The 21,451-nt window shown below is 68.7% G+C and carries 17 protein-coding genes; 15 read left to right on the top strand and 2 right to left on the bottom strand.

Annotated features, from left to right (window positions below; all coding sequences use genetic code 11):
* Position 1: 1 nt before the first annotated feature.
* Entirely contained in the window at positions 2 to 3,406 is a 3,405-nt protein-coding gene (locus tag ID574_RS48415; protein ID WP_188195830.1) for an alpha-L-arabinofuranosidase C-terminal domain-containing protein, read from the bottom strand.
* A 240-nt stretch (positions 3,407 to 3,646) separates the two neighbouring features.
* On the opposite strand from ID574_RS48415, the gene ID574_RS48410 reads away from it, so the two are divergent.
* The 12 genes from ID574_RS48410 to araA all read left to right on the top strand — a co-directional run bounded on the left by ID574_RS48410 (position 3,647) and on the right by araA (position 18,448).
* Positions 3,647 to 4,630: a LacI family DNA-binding transcriptional regulator gene (locus ID574_RS48410; protein ID WP_188195909.1), complete on the top strand. Its 984-nt coding sequence runs from the start codon at positions 3,647 to 3,649 to the stop codon at positions 4,628 to 4,630.
* A gap of 73 nt (positions 4,631 to 4,703) precedes the next feature.
* On the top strand, positions 4,704 to 5,690 hold the full coding sequence (locus ID574_RS48405; RefSeq protein ID WP_223167844.1) for an ABC transporter substrate-binding protein: 987 nt from the start codon (positions 4,704 to 4,706) through the stop codon (positions 5,688 to 5,690).
* A 268-nt stretch (positions 5,691 to 5,958) separates the two neighbouring features.
* On the top strand, positions 5,959 to 7,470 hold the full coding sequence (locus ID574_RS48400) for a sugar ABC transporter ATP-binding protein (protein WP_188195829.1): 1,512 nt from the start codon (positions 5,959 to 5,961) through the stop codon (positions 7,468 to 7,470).
* A complete protein-coding gene (locus ID574_RS48395; RefSeq protein ID WP_188195828.1) occupies positions 7,467 to 8,480 on the top strand; it encodes an ABC transporter permease in 1,014 nt (337 codons plus the stop codon). The genes ID574_RS48400 and ID574_RS48395 overlap by 4 nt, the downstream gene beginning before the upstream one ends.
* A complete protein-coding gene (gene yjfF, locus ID574_RS48390) occupies positions 8,477 to 9,460 on the top strand; it encodes a galactofuranose ABC transporter, permease protein YjfF (RefSeq protein WP_188195827.1) in 984 nt (327 codons plus the stop codon). Before ID574_RS48395 ends, yjfF begins: the two co-directional genes overlap by 4 nt.
* Positions 9,461 to 9,658: 198 nt before the next feature.
* A complete protein-coding gene (chvE, locus tag ID574_RS48385; RefSeq protein WP_188195826.1) occupies positions 9,659 to 10,768 on the top strand; it encodes a multiple monosaccharide ABC transporter substrate-binding protein in 1,110 nt (369 codons plus the stop codon).
* A gap of 58 nt (positions 10,769 to 10,826) precedes the next feature.
* Entirely contained in the window at positions 10,827 to 12,356 is a 1,530-nt protein-coding gene (gene mmsA, locus ID574_RS48380; RefSeq protein ID WP_188195825.1) for a multiple monosaccharide ABC transporter ATP-binding protein, read from the top strand.
* Between the two features lie 5 nt (positions 12,357 to 12,361).
* Positions 12,362 to 13,624, top strand: a complete 1,263-nt coding sequence (gene mmsB, locus ID574_RS48375; RefSeq protein ID WP_223167843.1) for a multiple monosaccharide ABC transporter permease — start codon at positions 12,362 to 12,364, stop codon at positions 13,622 to 13,624.
* Positions 13,625 to 13,688: 64 nt separating this feature from the next.
* Positions 13,689 to 14,675 (top strand): LacI family DNA-binding transcriptional regulator, encoded by a 987-nt coding sequence (locus tag ID574_RS48370; RefSeq protein WP_188195906.1) that lies wholly within the window; start codon positions 13,689 to 13,691, stop codon positions 14,673 to 14,675.
* Between the two features lie 55 nt (positions 14,676 to 14,730).
* Complete coding sequence (gene araB / locus ID574_RS48365; RefSeq protein WP_188195905.1) at positions 14,731 to 16,350, top strand: ribulokinase; 1,620 nt, start codon at positions 14,731 to 14,733, stop codon at positions 16,348 to 16,350.
* Positions 16,347 to 16,994 (top strand): L-ribulose-5-phosphate 4-epimerase, encoded by a 648-nt coding sequence (locus tag ID574_RS48360; RefSeq protein WP_188195824.1) that lies wholly within the window; start codon positions 16,347 to 16,349, stop codon positions 16,992 to 16,994. Before araB ends, ID574_RS48360 begins: the two co-directional genes overlap by 4 nt.
* Positions 16,991 to 18,448: an L-arabinose isomerase gene (gene araA / locus ID574_RS48355; RefSeq protein ID WP_188195823.1), complete on the top strand. Its 1,458-nt coding sequence runs from the start codon at positions 16,991 to 16,993 to the stop codon at positions 18,446 to 18,448. Before ID574_RS48360 ends, araA begins: the two co-directional genes overlap by 4 nt.
* Here araA and ID574_RS48350 read toward each other — a convergent pair.
* Positions 18,445 to 18,792 (bottom strand): PLD nuclease N-terminal domain-containing protein, encoded by a 348-nt coding sequence (locus ID574_RS48350; protein ID WP_188195822.1) that lies wholly within the window; start codon positions 18,790 to 18,792, stop codon positions 18,445 to 18,447. The two genes, araA and ID574_RS48350, sit on opposite strands and share 4 nt — an antisense overlap.
* Before the next feature lie 135 nt (positions 18,793 to 18,927).
* On the opposite strand from ID574_RS48350, the gene ID574_RS48345 reads away from it, so the two are divergent.
* The 3 genes from ID574_RS48345 (at position 18,928) to ID574_RS48335 (ending at position 21,435) form a co-directional block, all read left to right on the top strand.
* Complete coding sequence (locus ID574_RS48345) at positions 18,928 to 20,136, top strand: FAD-binding protein (protein WP_188195821.1); 1,209 nt, start codon at positions 18,928 to 18,930, stop codon at positions 20,134 to 20,136.
* A 91-nt stretch (positions 20,137 to 20,227) separates the two neighbouring features.
* A complete protein-coding gene (locus tag ID574_RS48340; protein WP_188195820.1) occupies positions 20,228 to 21,007 on the top strand; it encodes an LLM class flavin-dependent oxidoreductase in 780 nt (259 codons plus the stop codon).
* Between the two features lie 125 nt (positions 21,008 to 21,132).
* Positions 21,133 to 21,435, top strand: a complete 303-nt coding sequence (locus ID574_RS48335) for a DUF3224 domain-containing protein (RefSeq protein ID WP_188195819.1) — start codon at positions 21,133 to 21,135, stop codon at positions 21,433 to 21,435.
* Positions 21,436 to 21,451 lie beyond the last annotated feature (16 nt).

The following is a 21,451-nucleotide window of genomic DNA, read 5'->3' as shown; positions in this document are numbered from 1 at the left end:
CTCAGCGCTCCTCGACCTCGATGAACGTCACCGAATGAGCAGGGAAGTCGTAGGTGAAGGAGGACGAGAAGCCGTTCGCCCGCCACTTCACCGGCGCCACCCGCTCGGGCTCGGCGATCGAGTTCGTGTCCGCCGGCGCGCCGGTCAGCGACGTGACCTCAGCCGTGCCGCGGACCCGGAGGCCGCCGAGGTCGACGGTGCTCCGCACCGCCGTGTCCTGGGCGTTGACGACCTTGAGGGTCATGGAGTCACCGTCCCTGGACACCACCTGGTACAACGGCTTCACCTGGGCGTCGTCCACGAACTCGTTGACCTTCTGCCCGTCCAGCCAGGTCGTGATCTTGCGCCCGTTCACCTCGATCTTGAGCCGGTAGTCCCGGCCGGTCTCGACCGAGTGCGCGGACGTGGCGATCGACGACTTGCCGCCGTTCACGGCCTTCTCGATGGCCGACTGGGTGTTGTTCCAGCCGCCGACGTTCCACCAGTAGAAGTTGCCGGTGTCCCGCACCCCGAACATCACCAGGAAGCCCTCCGCCCCGCCGGTCTTGCGGGCGGTCACCTCCATCGTGTAGTTCGACCAGTCGGCGGAGCCGGCGGTGGACCTGGCGTCCTCGACGGCGGCCGTCTGCACGTAGCCGCCGTCCTGCACGGCCCACGTCCCGAGGCCCGGCGTCCACTGGGACGCGCCTGCCGAGAAGTCGTCCGACAGCAGGACGGTCCCGTCCTTCGCGGTGACCTTCACGTCGTCGTAGCGCACCTGGGTGCGCCAGGCGCCCAGGCCGACCGCGCCCTTGATGTCCTCCACGGGCCTGGCCTCGCTCTCGAAGGAGCTCGGCACCACCCGGTCGCCGACGTTCGTGGAGAACAGGCGCTGGACGTGGTAGCTGGGCGAGCCGTACGCCTGGTCGTTGTCGAACCAGATGAGGTCGGGCGCCCAGTCCACGTAGTCCACGTTGGCCAGCAGCGGCGCGTACGAGGCCAGCTCGACCACGTCGGAGTTGCGCTCCAGGCCCGTGATGAACGACGCCTCCGCCAGCGCGTTGCCGAAAGTGTTGCCGCGCGAGGCGTACTCGCCCACGAACACCTTCGGGCCGTTGCGGTCATAGGAGTCGTAGCGGTGGTTGTTGGTCAGGAACCAGTCGGGGTTGTTGTAGTAGTGCTCGTCGACCAGGTCGGCCTTCTGGTCCCGGGCGAACTGCCACATCCGGTCGAACCAGGCGCCTCCCGACGTCTGCCCCGAGTTGCTGATGATCTTGATCTTCGGGTACTTGGCCCGGATGGCGTCGGCGAACTTCGGGTAGTTCGCGAAGAACTCGGGGTAGATCTCCTCGTTCCCGAGCCCGATGTAGTCGAGCCCGAACGGCTTCGGGTGCCCGAGCTCCGCCCGCTTCTTGCCCCACTCCGAGGTGACCGGCCCGTTGGCGAACTCGATCAGGTCGAGCGTGTCCTGCACCCACCTGGCGAGCTTGGCCTCGTCGGTCAGCGGCCGGTTCTCGCCGCAGCCGTTGACGCCCACCGACAGCACCGGCAGCGGCTCGGCCCCGATGTCCTCGGAGAACTGGAAGTACTCGTAGTAACCGATGCCGTACGACTGGTTGTAGCCCCAGAAGTTGAAGTTCGTCGGCCGCTCCTCGACCGGGCCGATCGTCTCCTTCCACTGGTAGATGCGGCGCCGGTCCTGTTTCTCCGAGTACGGGTCGTACGTGCCGACGTTCGTCACGCACCCGCCGGGGAAGCGCAGGAAACGCGGCTCCAGGTCGGCGATCATCTTCGCCAGGTCGGCGCGCATTCCGTTCTCGCGGCCCTTGAAGGTGTCCCGCGGGAACAGCGACACCATGTCCAGGTCGGTCCGTCCGGCGGGCGCCTGCACGATCAGCCGGCCCGCGTCCGTGGTGGCCGACGCCGTGAACGACGCGGTGTACTTGGCCCAGCCGCCGGACTTGACCTGCAGCGTGGCCTTGCCGAGCACGGTGGTCCCGTCCTCGACGGTGACCGTCAGCGGGCCGGCTTCGGCGCGCCTGGCCCACAGCGACAGGTCGTACCGCTTGCCGGCCTTCAGCGGCAGGCCGCGGTTGAAGCCCGCGTTGCTCACGCCTGCCGTGCCGTCGCCGGACACGTCGAGCCGCAGGTAGTTGCGGTTGTTGGCGTTCAGCGGGTCCTCGCCGGAGACCGTCAGGGTCGCGGTCGCGCCGCGCTCGGCCTTGCTCCACGCGGTCAGGCCCGTGTAGGAGCGCTCGTCGACCGAGTTGAACTCGAAGGAGCGGTTCTGCACCAGTTCGGCGTAGAGCCCGCCGTCGGCCGCGTGGTTGATGTCCTCGTAGAAGACCCCGTAGAGGTTCGGGCTGACCGCGGTGCCCTTGGCCTTGGCGTCAACGGTGAGCTTGCCCGAGAGATAGCCCTCGACCCGGAACTTCGTCGCGTTCGTCCCCATGACGAGCTTGCCGTCGCTGATGGAGACGTTCTTGCCGCCCGAGGAGACGGTGACCTTGCCGCCGCCGGCGTCCTTGAGCTGGAAGACCGAGGCCGTCCCGCTCAGCCGCACCCGCTCCGCGGCCTCCAGGAACTTGCCCGTGGCCACGTCCTTGAGCGTCACCCCGTCGCCGCTCGTCGCGGCCGTGACGGCCAGGCCGGTCATCGGCGGCCGCGCCGAGGCGCGCACCGTGCCGGACCGGTCGGCCGACAGGTACGGCAGCGCCGCCGCCCGCAGCGTGAAGGCCCCCTCCGGGACCACGGCCCCGCCCTCGGCCGCCCTGATCGCGATGTAGTCGAAGTCGGCGCGCATGGACGTGCCGTTCTGCGCCGAGAGCGCGAACAGCCCGAGCTGCCTGACGTCGATCCGCGCGGTCATCTTGGCGGCCTGCACCCAGGCCGAGCCGTCCCAGTAGGAGGAGACGAACTCGTCGCCGGTCCGCGCCAGCTTGAGCACCTCGGCCGTCGAGCCGGGCCGGGCCGCGAAGGTCGAGGTGAAGGCGGCTCCGACCTCGGTGGCCGTCTCGATCACCGGCCCGCCGGCGAACCCGACGTGAGCCAGCCCGGCCCGTACGTAGTTGTCCCAGTCCTGCCAGGCCAGCAGGCCGGCGCTCTGGAAGTCGAGCGCGACGGGCGCGCTGAGTTTGGTGACGACCTCGAAGTCGCCGTCGGGGACGTCGACGAGGAAGAGGTTCCTGGCGTTGTTCGAGCCCTGATGGGTGTCTCCGGTCAGGGTGTCGAGGTGCAGCGCGCTGTCCGAAACCGACCAGCGGGAGGCGTCGGGGGACAGGACCGTCCAGTCCTCGCCGAGCGTGGTGCCGTCGAACTGGTCGACGACGGCGCCTTCCGGGATGGGATCGGCCAGCGCGGCGGCGGCCGGCGGCGGTGCCACCAGCAGACCCGCCAGGAGCAGGGCTGATAAGGCGATTCGCGTCACGAGTGGGGGGCTCCTCAGGTCTTGTTAGCGCTAACAATTAAGTGAGCGTTAACAACTGCGATGCGCGACAAGTTAAGGACCGGCGGGTAAGCACGTCAAGAGGGGGCCTGAGGAGGACTCACGTAATCCGAACGTAATCCGGTGAACCCTTGACGAGACCGGTTGTTAACGTTCACAGTCGTGGCCAAGCCAGGAAAGGAGCATGCAGTGGGAGCCACCGTGGGGCGCCGCCTGCCGGTCATGGCCGACGTGGCCAAGGAGGCCGGAGTGTCGCATCAGACGGTTTCCCGCGTGCTCAACGATCACCCGAACGTGCGAAGCGAGACCCGCACCCGGGTGCTCGAGGCGATCGACAAGCTCGGCTACCGCCGCAACCTCGTCGCCCGCGCCCTGGTCACCAAGAGGTCGAGGACGCTCGGCGTGGTGAGCTTCGACACCACGCTGTACGGCCCGGCCAGCACGGTCTACGGCATCGAGCAGGCGGCCAGGTCGGCCGGCTACTTCGTCAGCATCGTCAGCCTCAAGTCCATGGACAAGGGCGGCGTCCGCGACGCCCTCGACTACCTCGCCGACCAGGGCGTGGACGGGGCCGTGGTGGTCGCGCCGCAGCGCTCGGCCGCCCGGGCCCTGGCCGAGTTGCCGCTCGGCATCCCGACCGTCGCCGTCGAGGGCGGCGAGGCGGGGGACGTGTCGGTCGTCTGCGTGGACCAGGTCGCGGGAGGCAGGCTCGCCACCGAGCACCTGCTCTCGCTGGGCCACGAGACGGTCTGGCACGTCAGCGGTCCCTCCGACTGGCTCGAGGCCGAAGGGCGCGTGGCCGGGTGGCGGGCCGCGCTGGAGCATGCGGGCCGCGAGGCCCCGAAGCCGCTCGCCGGGGACTGGAGTCCGCGCTCGGGATACGAGGCGGGCCGCAGCCTGGCGAGCATGAAGAACGTCACCGCGGTCTTCGTCGCCAACGATCAGATGGCGCTCGGGGTTCTGCGGGCGTTCACCGAGCAGGGGGTGAGGGTGCCCGATCAGGTGAGCGTCGTCGGCTTCGACGACATCCCCGAGTCGGCGTACTTCTCGCCGCCGCTCACGACCATCAGACAGGACTTCGACGCGGTCGGAAGACACAGCATCGAGGTGCTCGTACGGCAGCTCGAAGGCGGTCCGGAGGAGCAGGAGCGGCTCGTGGTGCCGCCGGCGTTCGTACCCAGGGCCAGCACGGCCCGGGTGCGCTAGGTCGTACTGGAAGGCAGCAGGCGCTGGCCCCCGACTAGGGATGTTAGCGTTCACATCAGAAGGGAACCCCCCAGTGTTCAAGAGGATCTCGGCGTTGGTCCTCGCCGGGCTCACCGCGATGTCGGTGGCGGCGTGCGGCAGCGGCGGAAGCACTACTGCCGGCACCAGCGGTGGCGGCGACAGCACGATCACCATGGGCTTCTCCCAGGTCGGCGCGGAGAGCGGCTGGCGGACGGCGAACACCAAGTCCGTGCAGGACGCGGCCAAGAACGCGGGCATCGAGCTCAAGTTCTCCGATGCCCAGCAGAAGCAGGAGAACCAGATCAAGGCCATTCGCTCCTACATCCAGCAGAAGGTGGACGTCATCGCCTTCTCGCCGGTGGTGGAGTCCGGCTGGGACACGGTCCTCAAGGAGGCGCAGAACGCGAAGATCCCGGTCATCCTGACCGACCGCGCGGTGGACTCCAAGGACACCTCCCTCTACAAGACCTTCCTCGGCTCCGACTTCGTGGAGGAGGGCCGCAAGGCCGGCAAGTGGCTGGTGGAGGAGTACAAGGACAGCAAGGACCCGGTGAACATCGTCGAGCTTCAGGGCACGACCGGCTCGGCACCGGCCAACGACCGCAAGGCCGGCTTCCAGGAGATCATCCAGGCCGACCCCAAGTTCAAGATCATCGCCTCGCAGACCGGTGACTTCACCCGGGCCAAGGGCAAGGAGGTCATGGAGGCCTTCCTGAAGTCCAACCCGGACATCGACGTCCTCTATGCGCACAACGACGACATGGGTCTTGGTGCGATCGAGGCCATCGAGGGCGCCGGCAAGGTGCCCGGCAAGGACATCAAGATCATCACGGTCGACGCGGTCAAGGACGGCATGCAGGCGCTCGCCGACGGGAAGATCAACTTCATCGTCGAGTGCTCCCCGCTGCTCGGCCCGCAGCTGATGGACCTGGCCAAGAAGGTCGTCAAGGGTGAGCAGGTGCCGGCCCGCGTGGTGACCGAGGAGACCACGTTCACGCAGGAGCAGGCCAAGGAAGTCCTGTCCAGCCGCCAGTACTGACCTACGGGACCCGCCGCACTCCGGCCGGGGTTCTCTGAGAGGACCCGAGCCGGGGCGGGCGTGCGGGGTCGTGACCCGCAGTGCGTTCGGCCGGGGTTCCTGGGAGGGGGCGCCGGCCGGACTGCGGGCACGATCGCCCGGGCCCGCCGCCACGCCCCGCGCTTTCCCTGGCCTCCGAGAGGACGTCAGCCCGAAGTGCGGGGGAAACGGTGTCTGGACGGCGGGGCCGAGAAAGCGTAGGGACGAGACATAACACGGAAGGGGCGAAATGGCGGTACCCGCGCCGGTCCTGACGATGAGCGGGATCGGCAAACAGTTTCCGGGGGTGAAGGCCCTGGACGGCGTGGACCTGCGGCTGCTCCCCGGCGAGGTGCACGCGCTCATGGGAGAGAACGGCGCGGGCAAGTCCACCCTCATCAAGGTGCTCACCGGCGTCTACCCCGCCGACGCGGGCACCATCGAGCTGGGCGGCGCCACGGTCGCGTTCGGCAGCCCCCTGGAGGCGCAGCAGGCCGGCATCAGCACGGTCTACCAGGAGGTCAACCTCTGCACGAACCTCTCGGTGGCCGAGAACATCTTCATCGGCCGCGAGCCGCGCCGCTTCGGGCGCATCGACTGGAAGCGCATGCGGGCCAGGGCGAACGAGCTGCTGTCGCGGCTGGAGCTGAGCCTGGACGTGTCGGCGCCGCTGTCGACGTACTCGCTGGCGATCCAGCAGATGGTGGCCATCGCGCGGGCCATCGACGTCGACGCCCGCGTGCTGATCCTCGACGAGCCCACGTCCAGCCTGGACGCGGACGAGGTCGAGCAGCTGTTCAGGGTGATGAGGCGGCTCAAGGAGGAGGGCATCGCCATCCTCTTCGTCTCCCACTTCCTCGACCAGATCTACGAAATTTCAGACCGTATGACGATTCTTCGTAACGGTCGGTTGGTCGGCGAATACCTGACCAAGGAGCTCCCTCAGGTGGAGCTGGTCGCCAAGATGATCGGCCAAGAGCTGGCCGCGCTCGAACGCCTCCACGGCGAGGCCAAGGTCTTCGCCCGCCCCCTGATCGAGGCCCGAGAGCTGGGCCGTGCCGGGGCCATCGAGCCGTTCAGCCTGACCATCCACGAGGGCGAGGTCGTCGGCCTGGCCGGGCTGCTCGGCTCCGGCCGTACGGAGATCGCCAGGCTGCTGTTCGGCGCCGACCACGCCGGCACGGGCGAGATCGCCGTCAGCGGCTCGCAGACGTCGCTGCGCACGCCGCGCGCGGCCATGACCCACAAGATCGCGTTCTGCTCGGAGAACCGCAAGGCCGACGGCCTCGTCCCGGACCTGACCGTCCGCGAGAACATCATCCTGGCCCTCCAGGCCACCCGCGGCTGGACCAGGCCGGTGCCGCGCGAGCAGCAGGACGAGCTGGTCGGCAAGTACATCAAGGCGCTGCGGATCAGCCCGCCCAACCCCGAACACCTCGTCCGCAACCTCAGCGGCGGCAACCAGCAGAAGGTCCTGCTCGCCCGGTGGCTCATCCTGGAGCCCAGGCTGCTCATCCTCGACGAGCCCACCCGCGGCATCGACGTCGGCGCCAAGACCGAGATCCAGCGGCTGGTCGCCGAGCTGTCCGACGGCGGCATGGCGGTGCTGTTCATCTCCGCCGAGCTGGAGGAGGTGCTGCGGCTCAGCCACAAGGTCGAGGTGCTGCGCGACCGGCGGCTGGTGGCCGAGCTGCCCAACGACGACTCCCTGACGACGGACGTGCTCATGGAAACGATCGCGAGCGGAGGCCGGACCTCATGAGACGGCTCCTGTGGCCGGTGGTGGTGCTCGTGCTGCTGCTGGTCCTGAACGTGTTCTTCACGCCCAGCTTCTTCTCGATCGAGGTCAAGGACGGCCATCTGTACGGCAGCCTGATCGACATCCTGAGGTTCGGCGCGCCGCTGATCCTGGTCTCGCTCGGCATGACGCTGGTCATCGCGACCGGCGGCATCGACCTGTCGGTCGGCTCGGTGGTGGCGATCGCGGGCGCGCTGGCGTGCCTGCAGATCAGCCAGGACGCGAGCGTGTTCACCGCAGTGGTGCTGGCGCTGGGGCTGAGCGTGGTGCTGGGGGCCTGGAACGGGTTCCTGGTCGCCGCGGTCGGCATCCAGCCGATCATCGCCACGCTCATCCTCATGGTGGCCGGGCGGGGCCTGGCCCAGCTCATCACCGACGGACAGATCATCACCATCAACAGCCCCGAGTACAAGCTGATCGGCGGCGGCTACTGGCTGACCCTGCCGTTCAGCGTCATCCTCGTGATCATCGTGCTCGGGATCACCGCGTTCCTGACCCGGCGGCTGGCGCTCGGCATGCTGATCGAGTCCGTCGGCGGCAACGCCGAGGCCAGCAGGCTCGCGGGCATCAGGTCGCGCGGGATCATCATCATGGTGTACGCGTTCGCGGCCCTGTGCGCGGGCGTCGCCGGGCTGATGATCAGCTCGAACGTCTCCAGCGCCGACGGCAACAACGCCGGCCTGTGGATCGAGCTGGACGCCATCCTGGCCGTCGTGATCGGCGGCACGTCGCTGTCCGGCGGGCGGTTCTCGCTGAGCGGCACCGTGCTGGGCGCGCTGATCATTCAGACGCTGACCACGACGATCTACTCGATCGGCGTGCCGCCGGAGACCACGCTGCTGTTCAAGGCGCTGGTCGTGACGGCCGTCTGCCTCATCCAGTCCCCGTCCTTCCGCGCGAAGGTGTTCCGCCGGCGCGGGCGGACCGCTCCGCCGAGCCCGGCGGCCGAGGAGAAGGTGCGGGTGACCGCATGACGACATTGACGCTGGGCCGGACCTCCGTCCCGGCCAAGTATCTGCCGGTCCTCGTGACCGGGTGCCTGTTCGTGGCGATGTTCTTGGTGGGCGGCATCCGCTACGAGGGCTTCGCCACCGGGCAGATCATTCTCAACGTCTTCATCGACAACGGGTTCCTGCTGGTCGTGGCGGTCGGGATGACGTTCGTCATCCTCACCGGCGGCATCGACCTGTCGGTGGGTTCGGTGGTGGCGTTGTCCACGATGATCTCGGCAAGCCTGATGGCGGGGCCGGGCTGGCCGCCGTACCTGGTGGTGCCGCTGGTGCTGCTCATCGGCTCCGGGCTCGGGCTGGTGATGGGCTACATCATCCACGCCTTCGACATCCAGCCGTTCATCGTGACGCTGGCGGGCATGTTCCTGGCCCGGGGGCTGTGTTACACGATCGGGACCGATTCGATCCCGATCGAGGACCCGACCTTCACGGCGTTCGCGCAGACGCGGATCGACCTGTTCGCGGACATGTGGATCTCTCCCAGCGTGGTCATCGCGCTGGTGGTCGTGGGCGTGGCGGCGTATGTGCTGCACTACACCCGTTTCGGCCGGGCGGTCTACGCCACCGGCGGCAGCGAGCAGTCGGCGCTGCTGATGGGGCTGCCCGTGGCGCGCACGAAGGTCACGGTCTACACGATCAGCGGGTTCTGCTCCGCGCTCGGCGGGGTGCTGCTGTCGTTCTACATGCTCTCCGGCTACGGCCTGCACGCCGTGGGCATGGAGCTGGACGCGATCGCGGCGGTCGTCATCGGCGGGACGCTGCTGACCGGCGGCACTGGTTTCCTGCTCGGCACCGTGCTCGGTGTGCTCGTTCTCGGCCTGATCCAAACGATCATCAGTTTCGAGGGCACGCTCAGTTCATGGTGGACGAAGATCTTCATCGGATTGTTGCTCTTCGTCTTCATTTTGCTCCAGCGGCTGTTCTCGGCCAGAACCCGTCGTTGACCTGCCCATGAGCGTTACCTGAACGTTTCCGCGTGGTTATACCCTGACGTTGACATCCCTATTGTTAGCGATAACAATCGGCGAGAAGCGAACGTGAACTTTGTTCTGATTCTTCACGTTCCGTAATCGGATTTCGTCACTCCGACGGCAGCCGCCGCACCCCAGCGCTGCCGCGACCCCCATCGCAAGGAGAATCACATGAGGTTGGGACGAATCGGGGGCGTGGTGTCGGCCATCGCGCTCGCCGCGACCATGACGGCCTGCGGCTCCAGCCAGAAGACGGTCGATGTCCAGGCATCCCAGTCGGCGGCTGCCGGCCCCGCCGGCTCGCTGGTCGGCGTGACCATGCCCACCAAGTCGTCGGAGCGCTGGATCAGCGACGGTGACAACGTCAAGAAGCAGCTCGAGGCGCTGGGCTACAAGGTCGACCTCCAGTACGCGGAGAACGACATCCCGACCCAGGCCAACCAGATCGAGAACCAGATCACCAAGGGCGCCAAGCTCCTGATCATCGCCTCGATCGACGGCACGGCGATCACCTCGCAGCTGCAGCAGGCCGCCGACAACAAGATCCCCGTCATCGCCTACGACCGGCTCATCCGCAACAGCCCGAACGTCGACTACTACGCCACCTTCGACAACTTCAAGGTCGGTGTGCAGCAGGCCACCTCGCTGCTCAAGGGTCTCGGCGTCGAGGAGGGCAAGAAGGGCCCGTTCAACGTCGAGCTGTTCGCCGGCTCGCCGGACGACAACAACGCCACGTTCTTCTGGAACGGCGCCATGTCGGTGCTCCAGCCGAAGATCGACGACGGCACCCTCAAGGTCGCGAGCGGCCAGACCGACTTCAAGCAGGCCGCCATCCTGCGGTGGGACCCCGCCACGGCGCAGAAGCGCATGGAGGACATCCTCACCAAGACCTACACCGGCGGCAAGAAGGTCGACGGCGTGCTCTCCCCGTACGACGGCCTGTCCATCGGCATCCTGTCGGCGCTGAAGAGCTCCGGCTACGGCAAGCCGTACCCGATCGTGACCGGCCAGGACGCCGAGCTCCAGTCGGTCAAGTCGATCATCGCCGATGAGCAGTACTCCACCATCTTCAAGGACACCCGCAAGCTCGCCGAGCAGACGGTGAAGATGGCCGACTCCGTGCTCAAGGGCCAGAAGCCCGAGGTCAACAACGAGAAGGACTACGACAACGGCAACAAGGTCGTCCCGTCGTACCTGCTCGAGTCGGTGATCGTGGACAAGTCCAACTACCAGGAAATCCTCGTCGGCAGCAACTACTACACCGAGGACCAGCTCAAGTAAGGGACTTCGCCCCCGGGGACCGCCGGTCCCCGGGGGCGTCTCCCTGAGCGAGGGGCATATGACCGAGCACATCTTGCGGATGAGCGGGATCACCAAGACGTTCCCCGGCGTCAAGGCGCTGCAGGACGTCAACCTGTCCGTCCGGCGGGGCGAGATCCACGCGATCTGCGGTGAGAACGGCGCGGGCAAGTCGACGCTGATGAAGGTGCTGTCCGGGGTCTACCCGCACGGCGAGTACGAAGGTGAGATCACCTTCGAGGGCAAGCGATGCGAGTTCAGCGGCATCCGCGACAGCGAGCACGCCGGCATCGTCATCATCCACCAGGAGCTGGCCCTCAGCCCGCAGCTGTCGATCGCTGAGAACATCTTCCTCGGCAACGAGCGTGCCAAGCGCGGTCTCATCGACTGGAACCGCACCAACTACGAGGCCGACGAGCTGATGAAGCGGGTCGGCCTGCGCGAGAACCCGACGACGCCGATCTCCGACATCGGCGTGGGCAAGCAGCAGCTCGTCGAGATCGCCAAGGCCCTGTCGAAGGAGGTCAAGCTCCTCATCCTCGACGAGCCGACCGCCGCGCTCAACGACGACGACTCAGCCCACCTGCTGGACCTGCTGCGCGGCCTCCGGGACGAGGGCATCACGTGCGTGATCATCTCGCACAAGCTCAACGAGGTCATCGCGATCGCCGACGCCGTCACGATCATCCGCGACGGCCGGACCATCGAGACCCTCGAGATGGCGAGCGGCCAGGTGACCGAGGACCGCATCATCTCCGGCATGGTCGGCCGCGCCCTCGACAACCGCTTCCCGCCGCACGAGCCGACCATCGGCGAGGAGGCACTGCGCATCGAGGACTGGACGGTCTACAGCCCCAGCCAGCCAGACCGGAAGGTGGTCGACGGGGCCTCCCTCACGCTGCGCCGCGGTGAGATCGTGGGTCTGGCAGGCCTCATGGGCGCCGGGCGCACCGAGCTGGCGATGAGCGTGTTCGGGCGGACGTACGGCGTGCACATCTCCGGCAAGATCTTCAAGGACGGCAAGCCGGTCGAGATCCGCAACGTCCAGGACGCGATCAAGTACGGCATCGCCTACGCCACCGAGGACCGCAAGCGGTACGGGCTCAACCTCATCGAGGACATCAAGCGCAACATCAGCGCGGCCGGCCTCAAGGGCCTGGCCAAGCGCGGGTGGGTCAACGAGCACGAGGAATACCGGGTCGCCGAGCAGTTCCACAAGAGCATGAACATCAAGGCGCCCAGCGTCGACGCCGTCGTGGGCAAGCTGAGCGGCGGCAACCAGCAGAAGGTCGTGCTCTCCAAGTGGATCCTGACCGAGCCGGACGTCCTCATCCTCGACGAGCCCACCCGGGGCATCGACGTCGGCGCCAAGTACGAGATTTACACGATCATCAACCGCCTGGCCGACCAGGGCAAGGCCGTTCTGGTGATCTCTTCTGAGTTGCCTGAGCTGCTTGGCCTGTGCGACCGCATCTACACGCTCTCTGAGGGGCGCATCACCGGCGAGGTGCCGCGCCAGGAGGCCACGCAGGAACGCCTCATGTACCTCATGACCAAGGGACAGGAGTAGCTCTCATGAGCAGCATCACGCCCGCCGACGTGAAAAAGGTCGGTGCCAAGGGCGACGGGGGAGCGCCACGGCAGCCGGGCCGGGTGTCGCTTGGCGGACTGTCGCTCAACCTGCGATCGAGCGGTATCTACATCGCGTTCGCGCTGATCGTCGTGCTCTTCTCGGTGCTGACCGACGGCGCCATGCTCGAGCCGCAGAACATCTCCAACATCATCGTCCAGAACTCCTACGTCCTGATCCTCGCGATCGGGATGATCCTGATCATCATCGCCGGGCACATCGACCTGTCGGTCGGCTCGGTGGTCGCGGTCACCGGAGCCCTGGCGGCCGTGCTCATGGTGAACATGGGCTGGCCGTGGCCGCTGGCGCTGCTCGTCACGCTCGTGGCCGGTGCGCTGATCGGGGCCTGGCAGGGTTACTGGATCGCGTACTTCGGCATCCCGGCGTTCATCGTGACGCTGGCCGGCATGCTGCTGTTCCGGGCGCTCACCATGACCGTGCTCGGCAACCAGGGCATCGGCCCGTTCCCTGACCAGGTCCGCACGCTGGCCAACGGCTTCACGAACGGGTACCTGGGCAACATCGGGCTCGGCCCGCTCGGCGGCGCCGACCTGTTCAGCCTGCTGATCGGCATCGTGGCCATCGCCGGCATGGTGTCCGCGCAGTGGCGCACCCGCAACGCCCGCAAGGGTTACGGCCAGTCCGTCGAGCCGATGGGGCTGTTCGTGCTCAAGATGGCCGCGGGCGCCGCGCTGATCCTCTTCCTGGTCGTGCAGCTCGCCCGCTTCAAGAACCTGCCATGGGTGCTCGTGCTGCTGGCGATCCTCGTGCTGGCGTACTCGCTGATGGCCAACCGCACGGTCTTCGGCCGGCAGATCTACGCCATCGGCGGCAACCTCCAGGCGGCCGTCATGTCCGGCGTGAAGGTCAAGTCGGTCGTCTTCTGGATCTTCGTCAACATGGGCGTGCTGTCGGCCATCGCCGGCATCATCTTCGCCGGCCGGCTCAACCAGGCGGGTCCCACGGCGGGCAACAGCTTCGAGCTGGACGCCATCGCCGCGGCCTTCATCGGCGGCGCGGCCGTGCAGGGCGGCGTCGGCAAGGTGGTCGGCGCGATCACCGGCGGTCTCATCATGGCGGTCATCAACAACGGCATGTCCTTGATCGGCTCCCCGAGCGAACGGGTCATGCTCGTCAAGGGCGCGGTGCTTCTGGCGGCCGTCGCCTTCGACGTGTGGACCAAGCGCCGGGCAGGTGCCTCTCGGTAGGTAAGATCCCCAACGCCCGGCGAAAGGAGAGACCGTGACCACCCCCAAACGTCGCCTCCCGGTCATGGCTGACGTGGCCAGGGAGGCAGGCGTGTCGCATCAGACGGTCTCCCGGGTGCTCAACGACCACCCCAACGTCCGGGCCGACACCCGGGCGCGGGTGGAGGCGGCGATCACCCGGCTGGGCTACCGGCGCAACCTGGTCGCCCGCGCTCTGGTCACCAAGCGCTCGAGGACGCTCGGCGTGGTGAGCTTCGACACCACGCTGTACGGCCCCGCCAGCACCATCTACGGCATCGAGCAGGCGGCCAGGACCGCGGGCTACTTCGTCAGCATGGTGAGCCTCAAGACGATCGACGCCGACAGCGTGCGCGACGCCATCGACTACCTCGCCGAGCAGGGCGTGGACGGGGTCGTGGTGGTCGCGCCGCAGCTGTCGGCCTCGCGCGCCCTCGAGAGCCTTCCGGCCGGCCTGCCGGCGGTGGCGGTCGAAGGCACCCAGCACGAGGCCGACGTGTCGGTGGTGTGCATCGACCAGAGCGCGGGCGCCAAGCTCGCCACCCGGCACCTGCTGGAGCTGGGGCACGAGACGGTCTGGCACGTCAGCGGCCCACCGGACTGGATGGAGACCGAGGGCCGGCTCGAGGGCTGGCGCGCCGCCCTGGAGGAGGCGGGCCGGCCGGTGCCCGAGCCGCTGACCGGCGACTGGAGCCCGCGTGCCGGCTACGAGGCGGGCAAGAGCCTGGCCTCCATGGACGGCGTCACGGCCGTGTTCGCCGGCAACGACCAGATGGCGCTCGGCGTGCTGCGCGCGCTCAGCGAGCTGGGCGTGCGGGTCCCTGAGCAGATCAGCGTGGTGGGCTTCGACGACATCCCCGAGTCCGAGTTCTTCTCGCCGCCGCTCACCACGGTCAGGCAGGACTTCGACGTGGTGGGCAGGCACTGCATCGAGGTCCTGCTGCGGCAGATCGACGTGGAGGCCTCCGCGTACGAGCGTCTGGTCGTACGGCCCGGCTTTGTGGTGAGGTCGAGTACAGGACCCTGCCCGTAGATGATTGGCATGCCCCGGAAATCCCCTGGAGTTCAATGTGAACGCTAACAATTACGTGGTCGGAGTCGACTACGGCACGCTGTCAGGGCGTGCCGTGGTCGTGCGCGTGAGCGACGGCGCCGAGCTGGGCAGCGCCGTCCATGAATACAGCCACCGCGTCATCGAGCACACCCTTCCCGGCTCGGACGTGAAGCTGGGCCCGGACTGGGCGCTGCAGTCGCCGCAGGACTGGATCGACGTGCTCAAGATCGCCGTCCCGCAGGCGATCGCGGCCGCCGGCGTCGACCCGGCGCAGGTCATCGGCGTCGGCACCGACTTCACCGCCTGCACTGTGCTGCCGACCACGGCGGACGGCACGCCGCTCTGCTTCGAGACCCCCGAGCTGCCGCACGCCTGGCCCAAGCTGTGGAAGCACCACGCCGCCCAGCCGCATGCCGACCGGATCAACGAGCTGGCCGCGCGCCGGGGGGAGAGCTGGCTGCCCCGCTACGGCGGCAAGATCTCCTCCGAGTGGGAGTTCGCCAAGGGCCTGCAACTGCTGGAGGAGGCCCCCGACGTCTACGCCAGGGCCGAGCGCTGGATCGAGGCCGCCGACTGGATCATCTGGCAGCTCACCGGCGTCGAGAGCCGCAACATCTGCACGGTCGGCTACAAGGGCATCTTCCAGGACGGCCAGTACCCGTCGGAGGAGTTCCTCGCCGAGCTCAACCCCGGCTTCGCCGGCTTCGTCGGCAAGCTCGCCACCGGCCAGGTCGGCGAGAAGGTGGGGGATGTCACGGTGGCCCCGCTCGGCGGTCTCGCCGGCCGCCTGACCGCCCAGGCCGCCGCGTGGACGGGCCTGCCCGAGGGCGTCGCCGTGGCCGTCGGCAACGTGGACGCCCACGTCACCAACGCCGCCGCCGACGCCGTGCGCCCCGGCCAGATGGTGGCCATCATGGGCACCTCCACCTGCCACGTCATGCCCAGCGACCAGCTCGCCGAGGTGCCCGGCATGTGCGGCGTGGTCAAGGACGGCGTCGTCCCCGGCCTGTGGGGTTACGAGGCCGGTCAGTCGGCGGTGGGCGACATCTTCGCCTGGTTCGTGGACAACTTCGGCGCCGAGGGGCACGACCAGCTCACGGCGCTGGCCGAGAAGCAGACGGTGGGCCAGCACGGCCTCGTCGCGCTCGACTGGTTCGGCGGCAACCGCTCGGTGCTCGTGGACCACAACCTCTCCGGCGTGATCGTCGGCCAGACCCTGGCCACCAAGCCGGAGGACGTCTACCGGGCCCTCATCGAGTCCACCGCGTACGGCGCACGCATGATCGTGGAGACGTTCGAGAAGTCCGGCGTGCCCGTCGAGGAGTTCGTCGTGGCCGGCGGCCTGCTGAAGAACCCCTTCCTCATGCAGATCTACGCCGACGTGCTGCGCCGCCCGCTGTCGGTCATCGGCTCCGACCAGGGGCCCGCGCTCGGCTCGGCCATCCACGCGGCCGTCGCCGCCGGCGCCTACACGAGCATCGAGGAGGCCGCCGCGGCCATGGGCAAGCGCACCGAGAACGCGTACGTGCCCGACGAGGCCCGCGCCGACGCCTACGACCGGCTCTACGCCGAGTACCGCAGGCTCCACGACTTCTTCGGAGACGGACAGATGCTGCACACGCTGCGCGCGATCAGGAACGAGGCCCAAGCATGAGAAAGATCGTCGCCGACCTCCATGCCGAGCTGGTCCGGTACAACTTGGTCGTCTGGACTGCTGGAAACGTTTCCGGCAGGATCCCGGGCGAGGACCTCTTCGTCATCAAGCCCTCCGGGGTCTCCTACGACGAGCTGACGCCGGAGAACATGGTCGTGTGCGATCTCGACGGCAACCTGGTGGAGGGGGAGCACGCGCCGTCCAGCGACACCGCCGCGCACGCGTACGTCTACCGCAACATGCCCGACGTCGGCGGCGTCGTGCACACCCACTCCACCTACGCCTCGGCCTGGGCCGCCCGCGGCGAGGCCATCCCGTGCGTGCTGACCGCGATGGCCGACGAGTTCGGCGGCGAGATCCCGATCGGGCCGTTCGCCCTGATCGGCGACGACTCCATCGGCCAGGGCATCGTCGAGACGCTCAAGGGCCACCGCTCCAAGGCCGTGCTCATGCAGAACCACGGCGTGTTCACGATCGGCAAGGACCCGAAGGCCGCGGTGAAGGCGGCCGTGATGTGCGAGGACGTCGCGCGTACCGTGCACGTGGCCCGCCAGCTCGGCACGCCGCTGCCCATCGCGCAGGACGACATCGACCGCCTCTACGACCGCTATCAGAACGTCTACGGACAGAGGAGCCCGCGTTGAAGATCTGGTTTCTGACCGGCAGCCAGGGGCTGTACGGCGAGGGCACGCTGCGTCAGGTGGCCGAGCAGTCGCAGCGCATCGCCGAGCAGCTGCCCGTCCCCGTCGAGTGGAAGCCCGTGCTGACCGACGCCGCCGCGATCCGGCGGATCATGCTCGAGGCCAACGCGGACGACTCGTGCGCCGGTGTGATCACGTGGATGCACACGTTCTCCCCGGCCAAGATGTGGATCGCCGGCCTCGACGCGCTGCGCAAGCCGCTGCTGCACCTGCACACCCAGGCCAATGTCGAGCTGCCGTGGGCCACCATCGACATGGACTTCATGAACCTCAACCAGGCCGCGCACGGCGACCGCGAGTTCGGCCACGTGCAGGCCCGCGTGGGCGTGCCGCGCAAGACCGTGGCAGGGCACGTCAGCGACCCGTCGGTGGCCGAGCGCATCATGACCTGGGTGCGGGCCGCCAAGGGCCTGGCCGAGGTCCGCACGCTCAAGCTCGTGCGCTTCGGCGACAACATGCGTGACGTGGCCGTCACCGAGGGTGACAAGGTCGAGGCGCAGCTGCGCTTCGGCGTCTCGGTCAACACCTACGGCGTCAACGACCTGGTCGAGGCCGTGGACGCCGCCTCCGACGCCGACGTCTCCGCCCTGGTCAAGGAATACGCGGAGCAGTACGAGGTCGCCCCCGAGCTGCTCGGCGAGCGCAACGAGTCACTGCGTTACGCGGCCAGGATCGAGCTCGGCCTGCGGGGCTTCCTCGAGTCCGGCGGCTACAAGGCGTTCACCACGAACTTCGAGGACCTCGGCGGCCTGCGCCAGCTCCCCGGCCTGGCCGTGCAGCGGCTCATGGCCGACGGGTACGGCTTCGGCGGCGAGGGCGACTGGAAGACCTCGGTGCTCCTGCGCACGCTCAAGGCGATGGCGCCGGACGGCGGCACCTCCTTCATGGAGGACTACACCTACGACCTGACGCCCGGCCAGGAGCTCATCCTGGGCGCGCACATGCTGGAGGTCTGCCCGTCCATCGCGGCAGGCACGCCGTCGTGCGAGATCCACCCGCTGGGCATCGGCAATCGGGAGGACCCGGTCCGGCTGGTGTTCGACGCCGAGCCGGGGCCCGGCATCGTCGTCGGCCTGGCCGACATGGGCGACAGGTTCCGCCTGGTGGCCAACGAGATCGACCTCGTGGCGCCGCCCCAGCCGCTGCCCAAGCTGCCGGTGGCCCGCGCGGTCTGGCGTCCCCGCCCCGACTTCCGCACCTCCACGGAGTCGTGGCTCACGGCGGGCGCCCCGCACCACACCGTGCTGTCGACGGCGGTCGGCCGCGGGGAGCTGACCGACCTGGCGGAGATGCTGGGTGTGGAGCTGCTGATCATCGACGCCGACACGACGACCGAGCGGTTCGCCAAGGAGCTGCGCTGGAACCAGGCGTACTACCGCCTGGCCCAGGGGCTCTAGTCGTCCTCGGCGGGTTTCTTCGGGGCGTTCCTGCGCTGCTCCTCGGCGCGCTCGCGGCAGCGGCGCAGGAACTCCTCGTCGTCATCGGGATTGGTGGCGGCGAAGCGGCCCGGGCGGTCGTACTCCGGGAACGCGCTGGGCTGGGTGGCCGCCCGCGACCGCTCCGGCCGGCCCGCCACCAGCCAGGCGATCGAGCCGATCAGCGGGGCCAGCAGGACGACGATCACCCAGAGGACCTTCGGCAGGTTCCGGCAGAGCGGGTCCGGCGTGGTGATCACATCGAACAGGCAGTAGAGCCAGAGCACGAGCGTGACGAGGCCGATGGCCTCGTACAGATAGATCACGGCGCACCTCCGTCAGCGGCTCATGAAACTAGCGGTACCGCCGTCGGGCTGGCAAGGAGGATTCTTCCTCGGTTCAGGGCGCGCGGGGGTGTCCCTGTAGGGGCTGACAAGGTGGGTTTGTGGGAAGGTAAGGCCGTGACGCTGACCAATTGGGCGGGAAACACCGCATTTCGGGCGCGAGACGTTCATCATCCGACCTCGCTCGACGAGCTCCGGCGGCTCGTCGCGGCCAGTCCCCGAGTCCGGGCGCTGGGGAGCGGCCACTCGTTCAACGACGTCGCGGACACCACCGGCGACCTCGTGGTCCTCGACCGGATGCCGGACGAGGTGGAGATCGACAGCGCGGCGGCGAAGGCGCGGGTCCCGGCGCGCATGACGTACGCGCGGCTGGCGCCCCTCCTCAACGAGCGCGGCCTCGCGCTGGCGAACATGGCCTCGCTGCCGCACATCTCCGTCGCCGGCTCGGTAGCGACCGGCACGCACGGCTCGGGTGACAAGATCCCCGGCCTGGCCGCCGCCGTGTCGGCGGTCGACCTGGTCACCGCCGACGGCTCGACGCTGACCCTGGCGCGCGGCGACGCCGACTTCCCCGGCGCGGTGGTGGCGCTGGGCGCGCTCGGCGTCGTCACCTCGCTGACGCTCGACCTGGTCCCCGCCTTCGAGGTGCGCCAGTACGTCCGCGAGGGCCTGTCCACCGACGCGCTCGCCGACTTCGACGAGATCATGGCGAGCGGCTACAGCGTCAGCCTGTTCACCGACTGGCGCGAGACCCGCGTCTGGCTGAAGCGCACCGAGGAGCTGACCAGCCCCGACTGGTACGGCACCCGCCCCGCCGACCGCCCGCGCCACCCGCTGCCGACCATGCCCGCCGACAGCTGCACCCTCCAGCTCGGCGTGCCCGGTCCCTGGCACGAGCGGCTGCCGCACTTCCGCCCCGACTTCGAGCCGAGCGGCGCGGGCGACGAGCTGCAGTCGGAGCTGATCCTGCCGCGGGAGCACGCGGTCAAGGCGCTGCGCGAGCTGTACGCGATCGGCGAGCGCATCCGGCCGGTGCTGCAGATCTCCGAGGTGCGCACCATCGCCGCCGACGACCTGTGGCTCAGCCCCTTCCACGGGCGCGACAGCGTCGGCATCCACTTCACCTGGGTGAAGGACCTCTCCGGGGTCCTGCCGGTGCTGGAGCTGGTGGAGGAGACGCTGACGCCGTTCGACCCGCGCCCGCACTGGGGCAAGCTGTTCACCCGGTGGCCGTCCTGCCCCGAGCGCTTCCGCTCGCTGGTCGAGACGCTGGACCCGGCGGGCAAGTTCGGCAACGACTTCACCCGGATACTTCTGGGGGAGTAGCACGCCGGGGAGGGCTGCGCCCCCGGATGTACCCGTTCACCGCCCCGGGGGACGATGTGCCGGGTACGGCCGGTGGACGATCGTTGGGGGCATGACCGATCACCCGTTCAGGTTCGGCGCGGTCGCCGGACAAGCCCCCGACGCCGGCGCGTGGTCCGGCCTGGCCCGCCGGGCCGAGGACCACGGCTACGCCACGCTGCTGGTGCCCGACACGCTCGGCACGTTCTCGCCGTTCAGTGCCGCCGCGGCGGCCGCCGCGGTGACGAGGAGGCTGCACGTCGGCACGTACGTGCTGAGCGTCGCCAACCGCACGCCGCGCGCCGTCGCGTGGGAGACCACCACCCTGCAGACCCTCAGCGGCGGCCGGTTCGAGCTCGGCCTGGGCGCCGGCCGCCCGGACGCCGAGCGGGACGCCGCCGAACTGGGCGTCAGGTTCGGCACGCCGAGCGAGCGCATCGAGCGGCTCACCGAGACCATCGACGCCGTCAAGGACGCGCGGATCCTGGTCGCCGCGGCCGGCACCAGGCTGCTCACGCTGGCCGCGGCCAAGGCCGACACGATCGCGCTCGGCGTGCCGCCGCACTACACCGAGGATCAGGCGGCGGCCAAACTGGACGAACTGTACGAGCTGGCCGGTGACCGGTTCCACGACCTGGAGCTCGGCATGAACCTGGCGGCCGCCGGCGCCGAGCCGCCCGCCTGGCTCGGCTCACTCGACGCGAGCGCCACCGGCGTGCTCAGGGGCACGCCGGACGAGATGGCCGACGTCCTGCGGCGGCGCAGGGACCGGCTCGGCGTCTCCTACGTCTCGGTCAACGCCCAGTATCTGGACGCCTTCGCGCCGGTCGTGGAACGCCTCGCCGGTACGTGACGTCCCCTGACAGGTATCCCCGTCACCATGGTCCCCATGATTGCCAAGGGAACCTTCGACACCGCCGACTGGGACGCCAAGCCCCCTACGACGACCGCGACGGCGTCACTCTGGGGCTCGTCACCATGTCCAAGACCTTTCACGGAGACCTGACCGGCACCAGCGTGGTCACCCTCCTCGTGGCCACGACGCCGGTGGAGAGCTCGCGCTCGTACGTGGCGCTCGAGCGCGTCGAGGGGACCCTGGACGGCCGCTCGGGCGGCTTCGTCGTGCAGCACAACGCGGTGAGCGACGAGGGCGAGCAGTCGCTGCGCATCTCGGTCGTGCCGGACTCGGCGACGGGCGAGCTGCGCGGCCTCAGGGGCGAGATGGACATCGTCATCGCCCCGGACGGCGGCCACTCCTACACCTTCGACTACCGGCTCTAGACTCTAGTGGCGTACC

Source organism: Nonomuraea sp. SYSU D8015 (assembly GCF_008065375.1).
GTDB lineage: Bacteria > Actinomycetota > Actinomycetes > Streptosporangiales > Streptosporangiaceae > Nonomuraea.
This window is presented reverse-complemented; position numbering and strand designations above follow the sequence as displayed.

What these genes read in the sequence shown, in the direction of transcription:
- ID574_RS48410 (WP_188195909.1), top strand. Translation starts at nt 3,647, where the DNA reads ATGGCCGACGTGGCCAAGGAGGCCGGAGTGTCGCATCAGACGGTTTCC.
- ID574_RS48400 (WP_188195829.1), top strand. Translation starts at nt 5,959, where the DNA reads ATGGCGGTACCCGCGCCGGTCCTGACGATGAGCGGGATCGGCAAACAG.
- ID574_RS48395 (WP_188195828.1), top strand. Translation starts at nt 7,467, where the DNA reads ATGAGACGGCTCCTGTGGCCGGTGGTGGTGCTCGTGCTGCTGCTGGTC.
- yjfF (WP_188195827.1), top strand. Translation starts at nt 8,477, where the DNA reads ATGACGACATTGACGCTGGGCCGGACCTCCGTCCCGGCCAAGTATCTG.
- chvE (WP_188195826.1), top strand. Translation starts at nt 9,659, where the DNA reads ATGAGGTTGGGACGAATCGGGGGCGTGGTGTCGGCCATCGCGCTCGCC.
- mmsA (WP_188195825.1), top strand. Translation starts at nt 10,827, where the DNA reads ATGACCGAGCACATCTTGCGGATGAGCGGGATCACCAAGACGTTCCCC.
- mmsB (WP_223167843.1), top strand. Translation starts at nt 12,362, where the DNA reads ATGAGCAGCATCACGCCCGCCGACGTGAAAAAGGTCGGTGCCAAGGGC.
- ID574_RS48370 (WP_188195906.1), top strand. Translation starts at nt 13,689, where the DNA reads ATGGCTGACGTGGCCAGGGAGGCAGGCGTGTCGCATCAGACGGTCTCC.
- ID574_RS48360 (WP_188195824.1), top strand. Translation starts at nt 16,347, where the DNA reads ATGAGAAAGATCGTCGCCGACCTCCATGCCGAGCTGGTCCGGTACAAC.
- ID574_RS48340 (WP_188195820.1), top strand. Translation starts at nt 20,228, where the DNA reads ATGACCGATCACCCGTTCAGGTTCGGCGCGGTCGCCGGACAAGCCCCC.
- ID574_RS48335 (WP_188195819.1), top strand. Translation starts at nt 21,133, where the DNA reads ATGTCCAAGACCTTTCACGGAGACCTGACCGGCACCAGCGTGGTCACC.